Source organism: Mesorhizobium sp. LjNodule214 (assembly GCF_964252735.1).
Classification (GTDB): Bacteria; Pseudomonadota; Alphaproteobacteria; order Rhizobiales; family Rhizobiaceae; genus Mesorhizobium.
The window spans coordinates 2,889,628-2,911,350 of record NZ_CAXUPE020000001.1 but is presented as its reverse complement, the minus strand read 5'-3'; the positions used below and the strand labels follow the sequence as shown (position 1 = coordinate 2,911,350).

Annotated in this window: 21 protein-coding genes; 4 read left to right on the top strand and 17 right to left on the bottom strand. The window is 64.7% G+C overall.

Annotated features, from left to right (window positions below; genetic code table 11):
• Positions 1-42: 42 nt before the first annotated feature.
• A complete protein-coding gene (locus ACSQ3Z_RS13580) occupies positions 43-2,184 on the top strand; it encodes a putative bifunctional diguanylate cyclase/phosphodiesterase (protein WP_436171759.1) in 2,142 nt (713 codons plus the stop codon).
• A 37-nt stretch (positions 2,185-2,221) separates the two neighbouring features.
• On the opposite strand, the gene ACSQ3Z_RS13575 is transcribed toward ACSQ3Z_RS13580, so the two are convergent.
• Positions 2,222-3,112 (bottom strand): fatty acid desaturase family protein, encoded by an 891-nt coding sequence (locus tag ACSQ3Z_RS13575; RefSeq protein ID WP_436171758.1) that lies wholly within the window; start codon positions 3,110-3,112, stop codon positions 2,222-2,224.
• A gap of 111 nt (positions 3,113-3,223) precedes the next feature.
• Between ACSQ3Z_RS13575 and ACSQ3Z_RS13570 the strand changes: the two genes are divergently transcribed.
• Entirely contained in the window at positions 3,224-4,150 is a 927-nt protein-coding gene (locus ACSQ3Z_RS13570) for a LysR substrate-binding domain-containing protein (protein ID WP_436171757.1), read from the top strand.
• 28 nt (positions 4,151-4,178) lie between these two features.
• Here ACSQ3Z_RS13570 and ACSQ3Z_RS13565 read toward each other — a convergent pair whose 3' ends face one another.
• From ACSQ3Z_RS13565 to ACSQ3Z_RS13540, 6 genes are all read right to left on the bottom strand, one after another.
• Positions 4,179-4,451: a DUF3303 domain-containing protein gene (locus ACSQ3Z_RS13565; RefSeq protein ID WP_436171756.1), complete on the bottom strand. Its 273-nt coding sequence runs from the start codon at positions 4,449-4,451 to the stop codon at positions 4,179-4,181.
• Between the two features lie 24 nt (positions 4,452-4,475).
• Positions 4,476-5,939, bottom strand: coding sequence for a RimK family protein (locus ACSQ3Z_RS13560; RefSeq protein WP_436171755.1), 1,464 nt, complete (start codon positions 5,937-5,939; stop codon positions 4,476-4,478).
• Positions 5,936-7,042, bottom strand: a complete 1,107-nt coding sequence (locus ACSQ3Z_RS13555; protein ID WP_436171754.1) for a peptidase C39 family protein — start codon at positions 7,040-7,042, stop codon at positions 5,936-5,938. Before ACSQ3Z_RS13555 ends, ACSQ3Z_RS13560 begins: the two co-directional genes overlap by 4 nt.
• A 207-nt stretch (positions 7,043-7,249) precedes the next feature.
• On the bottom strand, positions 7,250-8,041 hold the full coding sequence (locus ACSQ3Z_RS13550; protein WP_436171753.1) for an anti-sigma factor family protein: 792 nt from the start codon (positions 8,039-8,041) through the stop codon (positions 7,250-7,252).
• Entirely contained in the window at positions 8,038-8,556 is a 519-nt protein-coding gene (locus ACSQ3Z_RS13545) for a sigma-70 family RNA polymerase sigma factor (RefSeq protein WP_436171752.1), read from the bottom strand. The genes ACSQ3Z_RS13550 and ACSQ3Z_RS13545 overlap by 4 nt, the downstream gene beginning before the upstream one ends.
• A gap of 137 nt (positions 8,557-8,693) precedes the next feature.
• Complete coding sequence (locus tag ACSQ3Z_RS13540) at positions 8,694-11,480, bottom strand: DUF2339 domain-containing protein (protein ID WP_436171751.1); 2,787 nt, start codon at positions 11,478-11,480, stop codon at positions 8,694-8,696.
• 262 nt (positions 11,481-11,742) lie between these two features.
• Here ACSQ3Z_RS13540 and ACSQ3Z_RS13535 point away from each other — a divergent pair, with 262 nt between their 5' ends.
• Positions 11,743-12,207, top strand: a complete 465-nt coding sequence (locus ACSQ3Z_RS13535) for an NUDIX domain-containing protein (RefSeq protein WP_436171750.1) — start codon at positions 11,743-11,745, stop codon at positions 12,205-12,207.
• An 8-nt stretch (positions 12,208-12,215) separates the two neighbouring features.
• Here the strand turns inward: ACSQ3Z_RS13535 and recO are convergent, their stop codons facing one another.
• Complete coding sequence (gene recO, locus ACSQ3Z_RS13530; protein ID WP_436171749.1) at positions 12,216-12,980, bottom strand: DNA repair protein RecO; 765 nt, start codon at positions 12,978-12,980, stop codon at positions 12,216-12,218.
• A gap of 257 nt (positions 12,981-13,237) precedes the next feature.
• On the opposite strand from recO, the gene ACSQ3Z_RS13525 reads away from it, so the two are divergent.
• Complete coding sequence (locus ACSQ3Z_RS13525) at positions 13,238-14,038, top strand: CPBP family intramembrane glutamic endopeptidase (RefSeq protein WP_436171748.1); 801 nt, start codon at positions 13,238-13,240, stop codon at positions 14,036-14,038.
• Between the two features lie 58 nt (positions 14,039-14,096).
• Here the strand turns inward: ACSQ3Z_RS13525 and era are convergent, their stop codons facing one another.
• The 9 genes from era to rpoZ all read right to left on the bottom strand — a co-directional run bounded on the left by era (position 14,097) and on the right by rpoZ (position 21,627).
• A complete protein-coding gene (gene era / locus ACSQ3Z_RS13520) occupies positions 14,097-15,029 on the bottom strand; it encodes a GTPase Era (protein WP_436171747.1) in 933 nt (310 codons plus the stop codon).
• Between the two features lie 69 nt (positions 15,030-15,098).
• A complete protein-coding gene (gene rnc / locus ACSQ3Z_RS13515; protein ID WP_436171746.1) occupies positions 15,099-15,854 on the bottom strand; it encodes a ribonuclease III in 756 nt (251 codons plus the stop codon).
• Between the two features lie 2 nt (positions 15,855-15,856).
• Complete coding sequence (gene lepB, locus ACSQ3Z_RS13510) at positions 15,857-16,606, bottom strand: signal peptidase I (RefSeq protein WP_436171745.1); 750 nt, start codon at positions 16,604-16,606, stop codon at positions 15,857-15,859.
• A gap of 77 nt (positions 16,607-16,683) precedes the next feature.
• Complete coding sequence (acpS, locus tag ACSQ3Z_RS13505) at positions 16,684-17,097, bottom strand: holo-ACP synthase (RefSeq protein ID WP_436171744.1); 414 nt, start codon at positions 17,095-17,097, stop codon at positions 16,684-16,686.
• Positions 17,094-17,678 carry a DUF2062 domain-containing protein gene (locus tag ACSQ3Z_RS13500; protein ID WP_436171743.1) on the bottom strand — a complete coding sequence of 195 codons (585 nt, stop codon included), beginning with the start codon at positions 17,676-17,678 and terminating at the stop codon, positions 17,094-17,096. Before ACSQ3Z_RS13500 ends, acpS begins: the two co-directional genes overlap by 4 nt.
• 156 nt (positions 17,679-17,834) lie before the next feature.
• Positions 17,835-18,218: a VOC family protein gene (locus ACSQ3Z_RS13495; RefSeq protein ID WP_436171915.1), complete on the bottom strand. Its 384-nt coding sequence runs from the start codon at positions 18,216-18,218 to the stop codon at positions 17,835-17,837.
• A 64-nt stretch (positions 18,219-18,282) separates the two neighbouring features.
• Positions 18,283-18,861 (bottom strand): orotate phosphoribosyltransferase, encoded by a 579-nt coding sequence (pyrE, locus tag ACSQ3Z_RS13490; protein WP_436171742.1) that lies wholly within the window; start codon positions 18,859-18,861, stop codon positions 18,283-18,285.
• Between the two features lie 24 nt (positions 18,862-18,885).
• Positions 18,886-21,114 (bottom strand): RelA/SpoT family protein, encoded by a 2,229-nt coding sequence (locus ACSQ3Z_RS13485; protein WP_436171741.1) that lies wholly within the window; start codon positions 21,112-21,114, stop codon positions 18,886-18,888.
• Positions 21,115-21,225: 111 nt separating this feature from the next.
• Positions 21,226-21,627, bottom strand: a complete 402-nt coding sequence (gene rpoZ, locus ACSQ3Z_RS13480; protein WP_006202227.1) for a DNA-directed RNA polymerase subunit omega — start codon at positions 21,625-21,627, stop codon at positions 21,226-21,228.
• Positions 21,628-21,723: the final 96 nt, after the last annotated feature.

Here is a 21,723-nt window from a genome sequence, read left to right as displayed (position 1 = left end):
CTACCACAGTACAGCGTCAGATCACGGTCCGCAGGCACCTATATGCCCGTCGCACACGTCAAGGCTGGTTCGCCCGCGCGCAGGCGGAGCGCCGGAAGCATCGGCCAGCCACGGCGGATCGAAGACCAACTGCGCGACCAGAACGAGCGCTTCTCGGCCGCCGTCGAGAACATGTCGCACGGACTGTGCATGTTCGACGCCGACGAGCGGATGATCATCTGTAACGGCAACTATCTCGGCATCTTCTGCCTCGACGCCGGGATCGTGCGGCCCGGCATACGCTTCTTCGACATCCTCCAGCACAGCGTCGACATAGGCGTCGCCTCGCACAGCGCCGAGGAGCTCTATGCCATCCGCAAACCCTACATCGACCAGGCCAGGCCCTCGACCTATGAGGAGGTTCTGTCGGACGGACGCATCATCAATATCTCGCACCGGCCGCTGGTGTCCGGCGGTTGGGTGTCGATCTACGAGGACATCACCGAGCAGCGGCGCGCCGGGCAGGAGCTGAAGGAACAGCACCGCCGGTTCGACGCCGCTCTCGCAAATATGTCGCAAGGCCTGTTGATGTATGACACCGACGCCAGGCTGATCGTGCGCAACCAGCGTTTCCTCGATCTCTATCACGTCACGCCGGCCGACTTCCCGCTCGGCATGAGCCACAGCGAGTTGCTCGTGCAGTTGGTGCGTCTCGGCATCTATGCCGAGATCGATATCGACGGGGAAATTTCGAAGACCATGGCCTGCCTGCAGGCCGGCGAATCGCGTTCAACCCACCGCAGCCTTGCCGACGGCAGGACCCTGCTGATCGCGCGACGGCCGCTCGCCGGCGGCGGCTGGGTGGCGACGTTCGACGACATCACCGAACGCCGCCGCGCCGAAGAGCGCATGACGCATCTTGCGCATCACGACACGCTGACCAACCTGCCCAACCGCTCGATGTTCCGCGAGCGCCTCGACCAGGCCTTGAGCGAGCCGACGGTCGCGCCGCTGGCGATCTTTTCGCTCGACCTCGATCGCTTCAAGGCGATCAACGACACGTTCGGGCACCCGGCCGGCGACTGGCTGCTGAAATGCGTCGCCGAGCGCCTGATGCGCTGCCTGCGCAGCGAGACGGATGTGGTCGCCCGCTTCGGAGGCGACGAGTTCGCCATCATCCAGTTCAACGTCAAAGGTGCAGTAGACGCCGAACGCCTGGCCAGGCGCATCGTCGAGGTCATCGGCAAGCCCTATCGCGACAAGAGCCGCGACATGCATATCGGCATCAGCCTGGGCATCGCACTCTACCCGGACGACGGCAAGGGCGCCGACACGCTGCTGAAGAATGCCGACATGGCGCTCTACCGGGGCAAGAGCGAAGGCCGCAACGTCTACCGCTTCTTCGAACCCGGCATGGACGCCATGGTGCGGGAGCGCCAGGTGCTCGAAACCGACCTTGAGGCGGCGCTGCCGCGGCGCGAATTCGAGCTCGATTTCCAGCCGATCATGAACATCGCCTCCGGCGACATCGTCGGCGCGGAAGCGCTGATGCGCTGGCGCTCGCCGGCGCGCGGCCTGGTATCGCCTGACGATTTCATCCCGGCCGCCGAGGAAACCGGATTGATCGTGCAGCTCGGCGACTGGGCAATGAGAAAAGCCTGCGCTGTGGCCGCCGGCTGGCCGAATGCGATGCGCATTGCGGTCAATGTCTCGGCGGTGCAGCTCAAAAGCGGCACCTTCGCCCGCAGCGTGATTTCGGCATTGGCCTTTTCCGGGGTGCCGGCCGACCGGCTCGAGCTGGAAATCACCGAAACGGTGCTGATGGACGAGAGCGAAACGGTGCTGAAGACGCTCAGCCAACTGCGCGACCTCGGCATCCGCATCGCGCTCGACGATTTCGGCACCGGCTATTCGTCGCTCGGCTATCTCAGGCGCTTTCCAGTGGACAAGATCAAGATCGACCGCTCCTTCATCCGCGACATCGACAATCGCGACTCGGCGGCAATCGTGCGCACGGTTATCGGGCTCGGCGCGCAGCTCGGCATCACGGTCACCGCCGAAGGCGTCGAAACCGAAGCGCAGCTCGACATGCTGCGCGAGGCAGGCTGCGTCGAGGCGCAGGGCTATTTGATCGGCGTGCCGTCGAAGGCAGCGGACATCAATCGGCTGCTGAGATCAGCGGCGGCGCTGCGCCAGTCCGGATAGGCGTGCGCTTCGACAACCGGCCGTAAGCGGGATCGTCCTAACTTAACGTGCCGATATACTTGCCGTGGAAGCTGACATAGCCGTTCTCGACCTCCTTGAGGTGGCGCTCGATCAGGGCGTGAAACTGCGGCAGTTGATGGAAGGGCACGCCCGGATAGGCATGATGCTCGGCGTGGTAGGGCATGTTCCAGGCGAGCTTGCGGACAAACCAGTTGGTGAGCGTCGTCCTGGTGTTCTCCAGCATGTTGGCGACCAGCGGGCAGCGGCCATGTTCGGCCAGCAGATAGAGGCGCAGGAACGGTTGTCCGAGCAGCGCCGGCACGATCCAGACGTAGAGCAGCACCGTCGCCTTGAACCATAGCGCCAGCACGAGCAGGACGGCATAGAAGGCGATCATGGCGCGTGCCTCGGCGCGCACCTTGGGGTGGCCCTTCGGCGGCACGTAGCTGCCGCTGCACTGGCCGGTGGCGTTGAGGTAGAGCGTCTTGAAATGCCCCCACCACACCGGAATGCCGGAGACGTGGACAAGGTACTGCCGCCAGGTTTCCGGCTTGGGAAAAGCCAGTTCGGGATCGTTCTCGGGATCCTGGGTAAAGCGATGGTGCGCGAAGTGGAAATAGCGGAACCAGTCCGCCGGCAGCGCGATCGCCAGGCTCGCGGCGCGCGCCACCAGATCGTTCAGCCGCTGCGTCTCGAAGGCGGTGCGATGGATCGTCTCGTGCAGCAGCGTGAACAGGAACACGATCAATATGCCTTGCGGCAGCATCAGCAGCGGCCAGAACGGCACTTTCGCGGCGATCAGCGCGCCGAGGACGACGATCGCACCCCAATGCGCAGCGAGCTGAACCAGTCCGAGGCGATCCGACTTGGCGGTCAGCCGGTCGCGCTGCTGCTGCGTCAGTGATCCGATCACGTCGCGATGGTCCATTGGTGTTCCATTCCGATGCTTGCTGTTCGAAGATACCCTAATCGACAAAATAGCTTTCGCAAAACGAGGATTCCTGCCAGATAGATAAGCTTAACTTATCTGTTGGTGAACATGGTCACACTTCCATCCTTGCGCGGATTGCAGGCTTTCGAGGCGGCGGCACGCTGCGGCAGCTTTGCCGCGGCGGCCGAGGAGCTTTCGGTTTCCGCGGCAGCGGTCAGCCAGCTCATCCGCACCGTCGAGGAGCAGATGGGCCGCAAGCTGTTTCTGCGGGTGAACCGCCGCGCCGTGCTGACCGATGCGGGGCGCGAGATGCTGCCCAGGCTGACGACGGCTTTCGAGGAGATCGGCAGCGTGTCGCGCGAATTGGGCGGTGCTGAGCTACGCTCGCGGCTGGTCGTCTCGGTGCCGCCTTCGATGGCGATGGGCTGGCTGTCGACGCGGCTGGCGAAGTTCGTCACCGGCCATGGCGCGGTCGACATCGCGCTCAGGGGCGAAGACGATCCGGTGTCGTTCGACCACGACCTGATCGACATCCGGCTGTCCTATGGACGTTCCCACTATCGCGACGAGGTCACCGAGGAGATCGTCAGGGATGCCGTCTATCCCGTCTGTGCGCCTGGCATCGCGCGCGAGATCGGCAGCTCAGGAAGCACCCTCGCCGGCCTGCCGCTGATCCATACGGATTGGGGGCCGACCGGCGCGTCCTTTCCGTCCTGGCGAAGCTGGTTCGAAGCGGCCGGCATGGCCTCCAGCCGGGCGGGGCAGCGCGGCCTGTCGGCGAACTCGTCGCGGGCGGCGCTCGACCTCGCCATTTCCGGCCTCGGCGTCGCGCTCGCGCAAGGCATCTACTGCGCCGAGGCGCTCGAAGACGGCCGGCTGATCAGGCCCGTCGCGCGGGCGCTCGAGCTCAGCCAGACCTATTGCCTGACGATCCCGCAGCGAAGCCTCCGGCGCGAGGTGGTAGCGGCGTTCAGGACATGGCTGACCGACGAGTGCCAACGGTCGGTGGGTTCGCCGGCGCTGATCCCTCGGTGACCCGACAGCCGGCGACGATTTGCACCGGTCAGAGGTGCCCGCTCAATCCCTCCACCATGTCCTTGTTCGTCGCCACCGGAACGATTTCGAACTCCACCAGATCCGCCCATTCGATGACCCAGCGCTGCAGGAGGGTGACGTCATCGGCCTCCACCAGCAGGAAGCATCGGCTCATATCCGCTGCGATCCAGCTGTGGTGCACGAGAAGCTCGTCCGGCTTCAGGCGGCCACGATCGCGGAAGCGACGGTAAATCTCCTTGCGATCGCAGCCGCGAAAATCCTCGATCACCAAGAACTGCATCTCTCAATCCCTCTAAGTCGAACGTTACCGCCCCGGCCGGTCGAGCCGTTCCAGGAACCATTGCGTCAGCCGCACCCAGACCTCGTCCTTCTCGCCGGAATCCTCCCAGCCATGGTCGAGATTGGGGTTGTCGTTGACCTCGATGACGAAGACGCCATCCTTGGTCTCCTTGAGGTCGACGCCGTAGAGGCCGTCGCCGATGCAGCGCGCCGCCTTGACCGCCGTCTCGACGACATGCGGCGGCGTCTCCTTCAGCGTGAAGGTCTTGATGCCGCCCTGGTCCGGCTTGCCATTGGCCTTGTGATTGACGATCTGCCAGTGCTTCTTGGCCATCAGGTAATGCACGGCAAACAAAGGCTGGCCGCCGAGCACGCCAACGCGCCAGTCATATTCGGTCGGAATGAATTTCTGCGCGATCAGGAGATCGGAATCCTCCAGCCATTCGGTGGCCAGCGTCTTCAGCTCTTCAAGGTTCTCGCATTTCTTGACGCCGCGCGAGAAGGAGGAATCCGGGATCTTCAGCACCAGCGGGAAGCCCAGCGTCTGCGCCGCCACTTCGAGATCCGAGGTGCCGGCGATCATCACCGTCGGTGGCACCGGCACCTTGTTGTAGGTCATCAGCTCGTTGAGGTAGACCTTGTTGGTGCAGCGGATCATCGACAGCGGATCGTCGATGACGGGCATGCCTTCCTGCTGCGCGCGGCGGGCGAAGCGGTAGGTGTGGTTGGAGATCGAGGTGGTCTCGCGGATGAACAGCGCGTCGTAATTGGCGAGCTTGGCCAGGTCCTTCCTGGTGATCGGCTCGATTTCGACGCCCATCTTTTCGGCGATCTTCGCCCAGTAGCGCAGCGAGGAAATCTCCGACGGCGGCAGTTCCTCATGCGGATCGACCAGCGTCGCGAAAGTGTAGCGCGCCGGCGTACGGCCCTTGGTGTCGCGCCACTCGCGGTTGGTGTAGTTCTCCAGGCAACGCAGGAAGAAGGTCTCTTCGTCCTCGGTCATCCTGGCCAGCGGAAGAAAGCCGATCTTGCGGATCGAGGCCCATTCGGCGCTGTCCTTGATGTGGACCTCCAGCGCCGGCGCGCGGAACCAGTCGAACAGGAGCTTGGCGAAGCGGTCCCAGACCCTGGAAGGGCCGATGCCGAAGAAGATAGCGACCTTGGCCGGGAACGCGCCGCCGAGATCCTTGCGGCATTTGTTGAGCGCCAGTTCCAGCTCCGGCAGCGCGTGCTCGTAGAGCTTGCGCTCCGACAGGTCGATCATGGTCTCGACCGTCGGGATGACCTTGTGGCCGCGCGAGCCGGCGAGCAGCGAGGCATAATAGCCGCGACTCTGGTAGCCGTAATTGTTCGACAGGTTGATGACCTTCGGCCGCTGGCCGCGAAACAGCGCCGGATGCGCAAGGTAATCACGGTTGGTGATGATCTTGTGCGGCGTCGCCACCTGGTCGAGGTCGTTCTGCCTGCCTGTTAGTATGACCCAGGTCATTTTGTGTCGCGCTTCCCCAGAGTGATGGCGGCTCGCAGTCCGTCGCGGCCGAACTGCGCCATGTTCATGAAGATGCCGTAAGGCACGGGAATGTTGGCCGCATCAAGGATGGTCTCCTGCCGTTCGTCCTCGACCCAGGGATCGTGGATCAGGATATGGTCACCGTCGTCGCCGATGGCCAACACCCAGTGCGGCACCTTCTTGCCGAACATCAGGAAGCCGCTGATCAGCACCAGCACCAGCTTTCCCTCGGCGATCGCATTGCGGACATCGTCAAGGGCGAATGGACGGTAATTCACCGGGATGCCGTATTGTTCCGCGCGGCGGCGAAAGTCGACCTGGGCAAGCTCCATCACCCGGCGCTTGTCCTCGCTGCGCACCGACTGCAGGAACAGCGCGCCGTAGAAGGACACGTAGATCTCCGCCGCAAGCCCGCTTTCATAGCCAGAGACGGCTAGGCCGAACGGTTCGCAGCCGCCCGGCCCCGACATCATGAAGACGGTCGTCGCCTCGCGCCACAGGCGTATCTCCATGACCGGATCGGGCAGGAAGGCCGCATCGAAATTGGCCATCGCCATCATCAGGCAGCACGGGCCGCAGGTGAACTCGCAGGTCTGCTGGTAGAACGGCACCCTGGTGGCGACCGGGATTTCGCCACGCAAGGTCTTCTCGTAGCGCAGCGCCGTGGCGCCGTCCTCGTAGTATCCCGGCTCACGGCCGATCTTGCGGTAGCCGCCCTGCTCGTAGATGCGGATGGCACGGGCATTGTCCTCGCGCACTTCGAGGCGCAGCAACATGCGGTCGTGCTCGAAGGCCGCCTCCTCCGCCGCCGCCAGCAACTGGCGGCCAATGCCGATCCCGCCGAAAAAGGGGCCGATGGCGATGGAGTAGAGCCGGGCGACACCGCTGCCCTTGCGAAACAGCACCACCGCATAGCCGGCAATGCGGCCATCGCTTTCGGCGACCAGCATTTCCGCCGTCTCACGCTCGATCAGTTGGCGGAAGGAACGGCGCGAGATACGATCGCTCGCGAAAACAGCCTTCTCGATGGCGGCGAGGTCATCGACGTCGGACGCGCGGGCCTTGCGGATCTCGGCAGGCATGCGGGCTCAGAAAACCTTGATTGGGTTGTGGAAACGGCCCAGGTCGAAACATCGGTCATACCAGCCGAAGCGCCGGTATTGATCAAGCGCTTTCGCACCCCGATTAGGGCCGAATTGTGACAGGTTGCATAGTGGCCCAGCAACACGGAGGCGCTGAAAAGAACCGCCGCTTCGAGAGGGTGCCGGCTGCGGAAAACAGCAGTCGACTCAGCTCGCCAGGCCGGCCAGAAGCTGGCCATAGGCGCTCTTGGCCACCGAGGCCAGCCGCTCGCGCGACAGCGAGCCGACGACGGCGCAGCCATAGCCCTTGTCCAGCCAGTAGACGGCCTCGGGGCCGCCCTGCTCCGCCATGTAGGTGCCCTTGGCCTTGTCGGCCGATTCGGCGGTGACGAACAGCGAGATGCGCTCGCCCTTGGCGTCCTCGTAGAGCAGCATCGCCGCCTTGCCATGGCCGGCGGGCAGCAGCCGGCCGCCGACGAGCTGGAAGCCTTCGGCCGCCAGATCGGGCGCCACCAATTTCAGGCCGACGCGGTTGGACAGCCAGGTCTGCAGATGGTCCTTGTCGCTGCCCGGCACCTCCACCGCATGGCGCTGCTCGGCGGCATAAATGACATGGGCGGCGATCGCCTGCTCGGCGAGCTGATCGTCAGCGCCGCCTCCCCTGCCGATACTGTCAATGCCGGCGACATAACCGGCGAGCCCGCCGGCCACCAGCACCACGGCCGCGGCCGCCGAAAGCCACCAGCGCGACCGCCAGGCGGCCACCCTCACCGTCGCTTCGCCGAGCACGGCCTGCCTGAGCCTTGCCGGCACCGGCTCGTCCATCACGCCGGCAAAGGCGGCACGCAGTGCCGCCCGGTCGGCGATGTAGCGGACGCTTCTGGCCTTCATCTCGGGATTGGCCTCGAGCCAGCTGTCGTAGGCCATGCGCTCCTCGCCCGGCAGCTCACCGTCGAGGGCCATGTGGATATCGCGTTCGGAGAAATCGCGCCGGGTCATTTCTCGACAACCCTTATCGAGCGGCGGCGTGCGTTGTCGTCGAGCAGACCACGCAACTCTTCGCGGCCGCGTGCAATGCGCGACATCAAAGTGCCGGCCGGCACGCCGAGGATGTTGGCGGCCTCGGCATAGGAAAACCCTTCGATGGCGACCATCACCAGGGCGGCGCGGCGGTCGGGGCTGATCGCCTGCAATGCGTCGATGATCTCGCGCGAGGCGATGCTTTCGACCTGCTCGGCGGGGGCGGCCTGCGCCTCACCGGCCTCGAGCGGCAGCATCTGCGCCTCGCCGCGGCGGTTCACCTTGCGCATCTGGTCGATGAACAAATGATGCATGATCGTAAACAGCCACCTCCTGGGGCTCTCTCCCGTCTGCCAGTTGTCGAGCCTGACCAACGCGCGCTCCAGGCAGTCCTGGACGAGATCGTCGGCTGAATCGCGGTCGCGCAGCAGCGAGCGTGCGTAGCGGCGCAGACGCGGTATTTCGCCAAGGATCGCTGCCTTCTTCTCGTTCATGACCGCTGTTTTCGAGGTCACCTCTATTTTATTTCATCGCAATTGAACGCGCCTTCACGGCGCGGCGCAAGCGGCCAGCGCGAAGCGGTCGGCGCTCCAGTCACCCAAGCAATGAGATAACGCTGGCGTCCAGCGGTTTATTCCCGGACGGGATTGGAATCTGCTTGTTCCTGCTTGTCTTTATCCGCGTCCTTTGCAGCCCTCGTCAGCAGCCGCTGGTAGAACAGGCCGATGCCGATCAGCACTGCGCCGAGACCAATGAAGGACAGCGCGCGCAACACGCCTTCCAACTCCGACATGTCGAAGAGGAAGACCTTCAGCACGGCAATCGCGATCAGCGCCGCCGAGGCAATGCGCAGCACCTGCGACTTCAGCCAGACGCCGGCGGTGAGCAGCACCACGCCGATGGCGAGCCACAGCGCCGAGTAGGTGTAGGTCTCGAGCTGGCCGAGCCCGCTCCACAGGCCGATGAACTCGCCCTTGAACAGCCGCCTGACCGACAGCGTGGCGTAGGCCAGGGCAAGCACCGCTGCCACCACGGCCAGCATCTGCGCATACCATTTCGGCCGCTTGTCCCTGGCGTAGAGCGCCAGTCCCCCGGCGGCGACCGCCGGCAGGAGATAGGCGAGGAACAAAAGGTTGAGCACCGGGATCTGGCCTGTCGATTCGTCGGTGAACAGCGGATTCAGCACCACGAAATGCCGGATACCGATGAAGGCGACCGAAGCCACACCGGCGGCCATCGAACCATAGCGCAGCACCGAGCTTGGCGAGCGCATGTCGATGGCGACCAGGATGGCGCCGGCGCCGATGGCGATCAACGTGTAGATCGCCTGTTCGGCGAGCGTCATGACACCGGTGTCGATGACGCCGCCATGCATGGCGTGGCGCACCAGCATGGCGAGCGTGAGCAGCGCAAACAGCGCTGCCGCCGCTTCCATGGCCAGGCGCGGCCGGCCATTGGTGGTGCGGGCGAGCTGCCAGGCGGCGAAACCGAAGGCGAGCGCCGGCACGCCATATCCAAGCAGCAGCCAGTTGAAGACCGGCGTCGTCGACAGCAATCCGGCGCCGACGATCGTCGGGTCGTAGGCGACGCGGCCGAGCACGGCGATGACCGCGGCGACCGAGATCCAGCCGAGCACCGGATAGGACCGCCAGCGCGTCGCCAGTGCCGGCACGATGGCGGCGGCGCCGATGAGGATGGTGGTCCAGCCGGAGCCGAAAGCCATGTGCAGCATCAGCAGGCCGGCGACCGCCGCGCCGCCAAGCGCGAAGGACACGGAAGTACCACCCTTGAGCGGCGCCTCTTCGGCGCGCGCAATCCACTCGCCGCCGACGGCAAAGACAACGACCAGAAGAGCAGCGACCGCAGCGTAGAGAAGATCGCGATCGAGATTGCCGAATGTGAACCAGAGCGCCAGCAGGACGACCAGCGGGGCGATGACGCCCCATGCCGCCCATGAAGCGGATCGTATCCAGGCGGTTGCCGCCCATCTACGTGCGGCCCAGAAGCCGGCGGCGATGAACAGCAGGCCAAGCCCGATGCCGATGTTGCGCGTCAGGGCGTCGGATACCACCGCCGGCTGGCCGTCGACGCCGAGGCTGCCGCCAACGATGTCGGAGCCGATGGTGGTCGGCGGGATGATGCCGAGATAGATCATCACCGTCACCAGACCGGCGGCATGGAGAAGCGGCAGCGCTCGTTGCCGACAGAGTGCGACGGCCAGCATGGCGGCAAGCAGAACGGCGCCCGGCAAGGCATAGCCTGCGGCGGCGAAGGCCGGATCGACGGACAGGCCCAGTGCCGAAAATGCGACGAAGAAAGCCGGCGCGATGGACGGCCAGTCGAACCGGCTTGCGGGTCCTTCCTCGCCGCGGCCGCCGAGCCAGACAAAGGCGAGCACGGCAAGCGTAACGGCATTGATGAACAGGATGGTGGAGAGGTTCACGCCGGGCGCGTCGGTCATGTAGAGGATGGTCCAGATGCCGGTGCCGGCGAAGGCCGCAGCCATCAGCAACGTCCAGTCGCGCATGCGGGCAATCGCCCCGGTGGCGGCGAGCACGATCGCCAGATAGCCGAACAGCGCCCAGGGGTTGGGCGCCTCAGAGGCGACAAGCGCCGGCGTCACCATGGCGCCGACAAGGCCGATGCCGGCCAGCGCCTGGCCGTGGACCAGAGCGGCGGCAATCGTCGTCACGCCGATGACGCCGAGCATGGTGAAGGCGAGCGTTGGGCCGATGAAGCCGTAAATGCCATAAGCGGCATAGACGGTGCCGAACAGGATGAAGGCGCCGGCCGCCGTCAGGATCGCCGGGATATAGGCGCCGGCAGCACCCTGCACCGGCACTTTGAAGCCGGTGCGGCGGATGAACTCGCCGCCGGCGATCAGTATCAGGCCGAGGAGTGCGGCCATGGTGAGCCGCACGCCGGGGCCGAAAATACCGGCCTCGATGGTGTAGCGGATCAGGAACAGGCCGCCCAGCGCCAGCGCGATGCCGCCGACCCAGACCGCCCAGCGGGTGCCGAGCGCCGTCTCGACTTCGGACTGGCGCGCGGCCTTCGCCGCTGCCGGCTCGGCGGGCTCCGCCGCCTCCGGCTTCGCCTCGTCCTTGTCCCACGGTCCGGCCACGACCCCGCCGCTTGCAGCCTCGGCTGGGACTGCCGGTGCCTCTGCCGAAACGGCGCCGCTCGCCGGTGAGGCCGCAAGGTCGGCAACCGCAGCAGCTGCCGGAAAAGCATCTGCGGGCTTGCCGTCGGTCGCCGCCTGTTCGGCCGGCTTGGCGGGAGACGGCACGGCGCCCGAAAGCACGAGGCTGCGCAGCGCGCCGAGTTCGCGTTCGATCAGGCCGATGCGGCTTTGCTGGCGCGAAATGATGACGAACAGGGCGATGATGGCGGCAAGGCCAATCAGGATTTCAAACATGGCGGTTCCCCCAAACCAGGCCAGTTGTCACTGGCAAATGCGGCGGCCAGACGACCGGCTCCTAGGCTCAACGCACTGCCAGATGGGCGGCAGGAAAGATCGAGCATGTTTCGTTGGCAAATGCCAGCGGCTTACAGTCGTTATCCCTCACCGTCGCGTGGAAATGGCCTGGGATGGGGCTGATGACGAGGTTGCCTGCCGCCAGCCGCCAAATACTCGTGCTATCCTCGGCTGCTCGCGGCAAATGCGATGGTGATTGTCGATGCCGAATCGAAGTGCAGGCCTGCTGATCTACAGGAGAAACGCCGGCATTCTCGAGTTTCTGCTGGTCCATCCCGGCGGCCCGTTCTGGGCAAGAAAGGATGACGGCGCGTGGTCCATTCCCAAGGGGCTTATCGGCGAGAACGAAAGTGAACTGGCGGCCGCACAACGCGAGGCCGAAGAGGAACTCGGCGTGGCGATCGATGGACATTTCGAGCCTGTCGGCAGCTATCGTCAACCGGGCGGCAAGATCGTGATCGCATGGAGCGTCGAAGCAGAGGTCGATACGGACACGATCAGAAGCAACATGTTCACCATGGAATGGCCGCCAAGGTCAGGCTCGATGAAGGAATTTCCCGAAGTGGACAGGGCCGGCTGGTTTTCATTGCCTGAGGCCGCTCTCAAGATCCTCAGAGGCCAGCGCGCCATCCTCGACGATTTCATGGAGCGGTGGAAAGCCGGATAGGTGCCTCGCTACTGTCCGGTGGTTTCTGCAGCGGGCACCTTGCCCGGCGCATGGTGCCTGCGCAGCGCGGCGAGGAAACCGGCGCGGGCATCGGGCGGCTCTAGGCCGCGTGGCTCGTAGACATGGCGGGTGAAGAAGAAGCCGGTCAGCCGGAAAGCGTCCTCCAGAGCTGCCGGATCGGCGCGGAGGCCTGAGCCGCGCTGCAGGAAGGCCGGCAGCGCCAGCATCTTGTCGTGCCAGGCAGCGCCGGCCGCGCGCGACACGGCGCGGCCGGATTTCGGCGAGACATAGGCGAGGTCCTGCCTTGTTCCAGTCGCCGCGCACTGGCTGAGATCGAGGCCGAAGCCAAGTTCGTCGAGGATAAGCAACTCGAAACGCGCCACCAGTTCACCGGCGGCATCGGCATCGTCGAGATGGGCGATCATCACGGCCAGCGTCTCGTAGAGGCCGCCATGGGCATCTCGCTCGGGCAAAAGCCTGAGATGCGCGGCCATGGTCTGCAGCCCGTAGACGGCAACCGCACTGTCCATCAGCCGGGCGGCGTTCATCTCGATCGCCTCGGCCTGGAAGGTGCCGAGATGCTCGTCGAGCCGCGCCCGCCAGAGCAGGTCAACGCGGTTACCGGGCTGCAGCACCGGCTGCTGCTTGCGCGAGCGGCCGCCGCGCACCAGGCCGAGATGGCGGCCATGGGCGCGCGTCATCACCTCGAGGATGGCGCTGGTTTCGCCATGCTTGCGGGTGCCGAGAATGATTCCCTCGTCGCGCCATTCCATGCCGGAACATTTCACCGATTGGAGGGCGAAATCAAGATTGGACCGGGGTTGGCTCGGGGAATGCTGCCAATAGCAAATATCGGAAATCGATCAGAAAGCGCTCGGGATTTTTGGTCGCGCCGGCGGCAATAAGAACGGATTGACCGAAAGCGGCCCCAGTCGAAACAGCTCGGCTGGCTCGTTCCCAAATGCATGTCGACCGATCGGGCAGCCCGGCGACCTCTCGCGATCAAAACTGCCCGTCGAGAGGACCTGCCATGACTTCCTTCCTGGACCTGGTGCGAAGGCACCAGCTGACTGCGTTCTTTTCGCTGGCGCTCGCCCTGACCTGGCTGGCCTTCATCCCGTTCTGGCTGTCGAATGGCGACAGCATTCCCTGGTTCACCTTCGGCCCGATCGTTTCCGGTTTCATCGTCGCGGCCCTGTCCGGCGGCTGGGGCTCGGTCAAGGCCATCCTCGCCTCGATGGTGAAATGGCGGGGGCATCCCTTCTGGTATCTGGTGGCGTTCGGCCTGCCGTTCGGAACGCAGTTGGCCTCGATCCTGATCAACCCGTTGTTCGGCGCGGCAGCACCGGCCTGGAGCAACATTCCCGCCATGGCCGAGATGCTGCCGATCATCGCGCTTTATGCCGTCTTCAGCGGCCCGCTCGGCGAAGAGCCGGGATGGCGCGGCTTTGCCACGCCGCGTCTGCTCGCCAGCCATTCGGCGCTCGCCAGCAGCCTGATCCTCGGCGTGATCTGGGCCATCTGGCACGTCCCGCTCGGCCTGGTCGGCGACCTCAGCCTCTACGGCTCGATCAACGTGGTGCTGGCAGCCGTGGTGTTCACCTGGCTCTACCAAAACACCGGCAGCGTGCTTCTCGCCTTCATCATGCATGTCACCCACCAGAACAGCGTGCGCTTTCTCGGCAAGGTGTTCACCGACGGCGATTATGTGCAGCAGCAGTGGATCGGTGTCGCGATCTGGGCAGTGATCGCGGTTGCCATCGTCGCCTGGTATGGCACCGAGAGTTTTGTCCGCCGGCCAAAGACGCAGCTTGCCGTCGCTGCGGCCTAAACAAAATCCGCAACATGAGCGCGGCGCCCTTATCCGGGGCGCCGCGCTCATGTTGCGGTCAGTGCGGAAATTCCAAACCCATCTCGCGGTAGCGCTCGGGGTCGTCGCCCCAGTTCTCGCGCACCTTGACGAACAGGAACAGGTGCACCTTCTGTTCGAGGATGCCTGCGATCTCCATGCGCGCCGCCTGGCCGATGGCGCGGATGGTCTCGCCCTTGTGGCCGAGCACGATCTTCTTCTGGCTGTCGCGCTCGACATAGATCGTCTGGTCGATACGCACCGAGCCGTCCTTCTTCTCTTCCCATTTCTCGGTCTCGATATGGGAGGAGTAAGGCAGTTCCTGATGCAGCCTGAGATACAGCTTTTCGCGGGTGATCTCGGCCGCCAGCTGGCGCATCGGCAGGTCGGAGATCTGGTCCTCCGGATAATACCAGGGACCGGCCGGCAGCGTCTCCGCCAGATAGTCGAGCAGGTCCTTGCAGCCGGAGCCGGTCAGCGCCGAGACCATGAAGGTGCGCTTGAACGGCACGCGTTCGTTGGCGGTTGCGGCGAGCGCCAGCAGCGCCTCGTGCTTGACCCGGTCGACCTTGTTGAGGATCAGCACCATCGGCTGGCGCACATCCTTCAGCCGTTCGAGGATGGCGTCGGCATCGCCACGGATGCCACGCTCGGCATCGATCAGCAAGAGCACGACATCGGCATCCTTGGCGCCGCCCCAGGCGGTGGTCACCATGGCCGTGTCCAGCCGCCGCTTCGGCTTAAAGATGCCAGGCGTGTCGACGAAAACGATCTGGGCGTTCTCGTGCGTGGCGATGCCGCGCACGATGGCGCGGGTGGTCTGCACCTTATGGGTGACGATCGACACCTTGGCGCCGACCAGTTGGTTGACCAGCGTCGACTTGCCGGCATTGGGCGCGCCGATCAGCGCGACGAAGCCGGAGCGCGTGGCGGGGACTTCTGCTGCCGGAGCGAGGTCTTCGGTGGCGGTCATGCCGCGCTCCCTTCGTTAGAGCGCCGCGCGTCCTCTTGGACACGCAAAGGACGCTCTAAGACTTTGAATCTACGCATCGTGCTCTCCAAAAATCGATTCCGATTTTTGGGCCGATGCGACCCAGACGCCTTCGCGCATAAGCAGTGCGGCGGCGGCCGCCTGCTCGGCCTCGCGCTTGGAGCGCCCGCTGCCGGTTGCCGGCGTAAAAGCGCCGACCTTGACGCTGACGGTGAACAAGGGATCGTGGTCCGGTCCCTCGCGGCTGTCGATACGATAGGCCGGCATGGCGCCCGCCGCCGCCTGGTGCGCCCATTCCTGCAATTCGGTCTTGGCATCGCGACGAGCGGCCCCGATGGCCTGCGAGCGGGGCTGCCAGAATTTATGGATGAAGGCGCGGGCCGCATCGAGGCCGCCGTCGAGATAGAGCACGGCGATCAGCGATTCCAGCGCATCGGCGCGCAGGTTGACGCGCTTGCGTCCGTCGAGACCGCGCACGTCGGAACCGGCACGGATCAGTTCCGGCAGCCCGATCTCCTCGGCGATCTCGGACAGCGCCTCGGCATTGACCAGCGCGTTCAGCCGAAGCGACAGCTCGCCCTCTGCGGCGTCCGGAAATGCCGCGAGCAGCATGTCGGCGACGACAAGGCCGAGAACGCGGTCGCCGAGGAACTCGAAGCGCTCATAGTCGACGCCAGCATGGGTTGAGCGGGCGCTGGCATGGGTCAGCGCGCGCTGCAGACGCTGGCGGTCGGCAAAGGCGTGGCCGGTGCGCTGCATCAGCGCTTCGGCGAGCGCATCGGCGGTCAACCGCTTTGTCGCCGCCATGCCTAGTCGACGAAGTTGAACAGGCGCGACACGCGCATCAGCGACGGCCATTTCCAGATCTCGAGCGGGCTGGCGCCGTCGGCGATCGAGAAGAAGATGATGTTGGCGCGGCCGACCAGGTTCTCCTCCGGTACGAAGCCGACGGTGAAACGGCTGTCGGAGGAATTGTCGCGGTTGTCGCCCATCATGAAATAATGGCCGGGCGGCACGTCGAATTCGCGCGTGTTGTCGCCGATCGAATTGGGCGTCAGGTCGAGCGTGTCGTAGGAAACGCCGTTGGGCAGCGTCTCGCGATAGACGTCGACCGGGCCTTGGGCCTCGGTGATGTCGGGGTTGTCGATCTGTCCCGTCTTCACGCGCGGCACGCCGACGCCATTGATGAACAGCTGACCGTCCTTGACCTGGATCTTGTCGCCCGGCAGACCGATGACGCGCTTGATGTAGTCGACGGACGGGTCCGGCGGAAACTTGAACACCGCGACATCGCCGCGCTTGGGCGCGGCATCCCAGATGCGGCCGGAGAAGATGTCGGGGCCGAACGGCAGCGAATAGTGCGAATAGCCGTAGGACCATTTGGTGACGAACAGATAGTCGCCTTCGAGCAGGGTCGGCCGCATCGACCCGGACGGGATCGAAAATGGCTGGAACAGGAGCGTGCGGATGACCAGCGCAAGCACCAACGCCTGAATGATGACGCTGACGGTTTCGCCAAGCCCGCCGGATTTCTTCTCGGATTTTTCAGCCACGCTCATGTCGTCCTCGATTGTGCGTTGGATGGTATAGAGTCTCGGCGCGCGCTGGGCAACGTCATGCCGGTGGTCAGATGCAATCAATGTGGCGCTTGTTCGACGGGCAACGCCTCAATGATCACAAAGGCTTGAGCAAGCGGAAAATCATCGGTGATGGTGAGGTGGATTGCCGCGCGGTGCCCCCCAGGCAGGATCTTGTCCAGCCTGGCGGCAGCCCCCCCGGTCAGCGCCATGGTCGGCTTGCCGCTGGCAAGGTTGACGACGCCCATGTCGCGCCAGAACACGCCTTGCGCCAGACCGGTGCCCAGCGCCTTGGCGCAGGCCTCCTTGGCGGCGAAGCGCTTGGCATAGGAGGCGGCGCGCCCTTGGCGAGCTTCGGAGCGGGCCTGCTCGACCTCGGTGTAGATGCGCTGGATGAAGCGCTGGCCATGGCGCTCCAGCGACTTCTCGATGCGTCTGATATCGATCAGGTCGCTGCCGATGCCGATGATCATGCCGCGGGAACTTCCCGCCCGCCGTGCCTGGCCTTCTGCGCCCGCTCGTCCATGCGCCTCTTGCGCTGCTCGCGAAAGACGGTCATGCCCCAGCGGGTGATGCCGTAGAACACAAGCCCGAAGACCAGTCCGAGCGGTACGGCGCCGATCAGCATCGGCTCCAGCACCGGGTGCCACAACCGCGCAAACGAAAGCGTATGCATCATTTCGCCAAGATGCTCAGGCGGCCCGTGCTTCGGCAGGCGTTCGTGCAGGATCAGCTTGCCGGTCTCCCAGGATGCGCCCCACAGCAGCGGAAAGGTCAGCGGATTGCCAAAGAACACCGCGCCTAGCGCCGCCGCTACCAGATTGCCGGCGATCACCCAGCAAAGCACGGCGGCGATGACGAAGTGGAAGCCAAGCGGGAAGAACGAGGCGAAGACACCAGCCGAGACACCGGCGGCGACGGCGTGCGGCGTTGCCTTCAGCCGGAGAATGCGCTTGGAGAAATACTGCAGCGAACGAGAGAACGAGCGGCGCGGCCACAGATAGGTACGCACCCGCTCCAAAAGGCCATCAGGCTCGCGGCGTCGAAAAAGCACTCTGTTCCAGTTCCTGATTTATCAACGCCGGCAACTCCGGCCATCCCGGCCGGGGCGCCACAGCCATATCTTGCGCTTTGAGGTCCCAAAGGCAACAACGACTTTGATATAGCGACGCGCCGGCCGAAGAACAACTGACGGGCTGAGCCGAAGCGGCTACTTCAAATACTCGCTGACCTCGACGAGGTTGCCGTCCGGATCGCGAAAGTAGACAGACATCATCGGGCCGCGGGCGCCGGTGCGCTCGACCGGGCCGACTTCGACGGCGACGCCGTTGGCTGCCAGGCAGGCGCAGACCTCGGCGAGCGGCCGGGCGGCAACAAGGCAGAAATCGCCAGCGCCAGCTGTCGGCGCCCTGGCCTTCGGCTCGAAGGTGCGGCCCGCCTGATGCAAATTGATCTTCTGCGATCCGAGGAGCAACGCGGTCGGCCGGTTCGGCTCGTCGAGGCGCCGGAGGCCGAGGACACGTTGGTAGAAGGCGCAGGTGTCATCCACCGAGCGGACCGTCAGCACGAAATGATCGATGCTGGCGATCATCACGGCGCCGCGCTCCCGAAGCGATTCAAGCGACTCGCTCAAGTGCTTGTTTTCATGCATGGCGGCATCAGATGTTGCGGCTGCCGGGCTTGACGGCCGGGATGGCGGCGAGTTCGGGCGGCAGCCGGTCGGCCGGATAGGCCGGAACCTCATATTCGGCGAGCGCGATCAGCGGCACGCCGACATCGGTCTTGCCGGCCGATCGGTCGATGATGCAGGCGGCCGCCACCACCTCGGCGCCAAGCTCGCGCAGGCAGTCGATGGTCTCGCGGATCGACAGGCCGGTGGTGACGATGTCCTCGACGATGACGACGCGCGATCCCCTGGCGATCTCGAAGCGGCGCAGCCTGAACTCGCCCCCTTCCCGCTCGACCCAGATCGCCGGCGCACCGAGATGGCGCGAGGTCTCATAGGCCGGGATCAGCCCGCCGATCGCCGGGCCGACGACATAGTCGATCCGGCCGGGCACGGCGTTGCGGATCTTTTCGGCCAGCGCACTGCAGAGACGCTCGGTCTTGTCGGCATGCATAAAGACGCGCGCCTTCTGCAGGAAGACCGGGCTGCGCAGGCCCGACGTCAGGATGAAATGGCCTTCGAGAACGGCGCCGGCCTCGCGGAAAATGCCCAACACTTCGTCGGTGTTCATCCTGCCTTGTCCCTAAAAAGATTGTCAGCCATTGACGCGCCGCGCATCGCTGACGCTCGAATTGTCCTTGAGCTGCGACAGCAGCCGGTTGAGGTGCTTCAGATCCCAGACTTCGAGATCGATCAGCATTTCGGTGAAGTCGGGCGCAGTGCGCACCATCGACAATGTATGGATATTGGCGTCGTTGGAGGCAACGACCTGGGCGATGTCGGCCAGCGAGCCCGGTGCATTGATGGCAGTGACCGAGACGCGGGCCGGGAAGCGCTCCTTGGTGCGCTCGTCAATGTCCCAGCGCACGTCGATCCAGCGCTCGGGCTGGTCGTCGAAGGCCTGCAGAGCCGGCGACTGGATCGGATAGATGGTGATGCCGGTTCCCGGCTGTACGATGCCGACGATGCGGTCGCCTGGGACCGCGCCTTCCGGCGCGAAGCGCACCGGCAGATCGCCGCGCACGCCGCGGATGGGAACTGCGCCGTCGCGCGGCTGGTCCTTGTCCTTGCGTGCCGCACGACCCGGGATCTGGAACAGCATGCCGGCGGCATTGCGGATCTTCGACCAGCCCTCCTCGCGCTGCTTGGGCGCGGCAACGGTGACGCGTTCGTCCTTGTAGTCGGGGAACACCGCCTTCATGACGTCGGTCGAGGCGAGCTCGCCGCGGCCGACCGAGGCCAGCACGTCCTCGATGTCCTTGCGCGCCAGCCGGTGCAGCACCGGCTTCAAGCCTTCCTTGGTGAAGCTCTTGCCGGCGCGCTCGAAGGCGCGCTCGAGGATGCGGGCGCCAAGACCCGAATATTGCTTGCGGATGGCATTCTTGGTGGCACGGCGGATGGCGGATCGCGCCTTGCCGGTGACGACGACCGATTCCCACGCCGCCGGCGGCACCTGCGCCTTGGAGCGGATGATCTCGACCTCGTCGCCGTTTTTCAATTCGGTCATCAGCGGCATGATGCGGCCGTTGACCTTGGCGCCGACGCAGGTGTCGCCGACATCGGTGTGCACGGCATAGGCGAAGTCGATGGGCGTCGCGCCGCGCGGGAGCGCAATCAGCATGCCCTTGGGCGTGAAGCAAAACACCTGGTCCTGGAACAGCTCCAGCTTGGTGTTCTCGAGGAAATCCTCGGGATTATCGCCTTCGGCCAGCTGCTCGATGGTGCGCCGCAGCCAGGCATAGGCGTTGGTCTCCTTCGAGATCGCGTGTGCGGCGCCGTTCGTCTTGCCGCCGGTGTCCTTGTAGATCGAATGCGCGGCGACGCCATATTCGGCGATCTTGTTCATCTCGCGGGTGCGGATCTGCAGTTCGACGCGCTGGCGCGAGGGACCGACGATGGTGGTGTGGATCGAGCGGTAGTCGTTTTGCTTCGGCGTCGAGATGTAGTCCTTGAAGCGGCCGGGGACCATCGACCAGGCGGTGTGGATGGCGCCGAGCGCGCGGTAGCAGTCCTCGACCGTATCGACGACGACACGGAAGCCGAAAATGTCGGACAGCTGCTCGAAGGACAGCGCCTTGGCCTCCATCTTGCGGAACACCGACCACGGCTTCTTCTGCCGGCTTTTCACGCCGGCCTTGATCGCATGCTTCTCGAACAGGGTGGACAGCGACTTCTCGATCTCGGACAGCACGCCCTTGTTGCGCTCGAATATCTCGGCGAGCCTGGCGGTGACGGCGCGGTAGGCTTCCGGATTGATGTAGCGGAAGGCGATCTCCTCCAGCTCCTCGCGCATGCCTTGCATGCCCATGCGCCCGGCCAGCGGCGCATAGATGTCCATCGTCTCCTCGGTGATGCGCAGGCGCTTGGCTTCCGGCACATGGTCGAGCGTGCGCATATTGTGCAGGCGGTCGGCGAGCTTGACCAGGAGCACGCGCACATCTTCCGAGATCGCCAGCAGCAGCTTGCGCAAATTCTCCGCCTGCTCGGCCTTCTTGGAGACGAGGTCGAGCTTCTTCAGCTTGGTCAGGCCCTCGACCAGCTTGCCCATTTCCGGGCCGAACAGTTCGTCGATCTCGGCCCTGGTCGCTGTCGTGTCCTCGATCGTGTCGTGCAGCAAGGCGACGGCGATCGTCGCCTCGTCCATGTGCATTTCGGTGAGGATGGCGGCGACTTCGAGCGGATGCGAGAAATAGGGATCGCCGGAGGCGCGCTTCTGATGGCCGTGCTTCTGCATGGCATAGACATAGGCCTTGTTGAGCAACGCCTCGTTTACGTCAGGCTTGTAGCGCTGGACGCGCTCGACAAGCTCATACTGACGCATCATGGGCGGGATCTCGCGGTGCTGAAATGAATCATGCGCCGAATATGCATCCGGCGCATGTCATAGATAGCCACGAAACTGCCGACGCGAAAGTGTCGGCAGCGTCGGCGAAGATCAATAGTCGTCGCTTTTTTCCGGCGGGACCAGGCCTTCGATGCCGGCAAGCAGGTCTTCCTCGGTCATGCGGTCGAAAGCGATGTTGTCCTCGGCGTCGTCGGCGTCGGTCGCCGCAACGGCGGTGCCGGTCTGATCGGCGATCACCTCGCCGTCAGCTTCCGGCTCGTCGACCTCGACATGCTTCTGCAGCGAGTGGATCAGGTCTTCCTTGAGGTCGTCGGGCGACAGCGTCTCGTCGGCGATCTCGCGCAGAGCGATGACCGGGTTCTTGTCGTTGTCGCGCGGCACGGTGATCTGCGCGCCCTGGCTGATCTGGCGGGCGCGGTGGCCGGCCAAGAGCACGAGCTCGAAGCGGTTGTCGACCTTGTCGATGCAATCTTCAACGGTTACGCGGGCCATGAATTGCCCCTTTCATGCCTGGATTTGATGGAAAACAGGCGCGGTCCATAACCCGAACGCCGCCAAAATACAAGCTTCTTGGCAATGCCGGCCCCT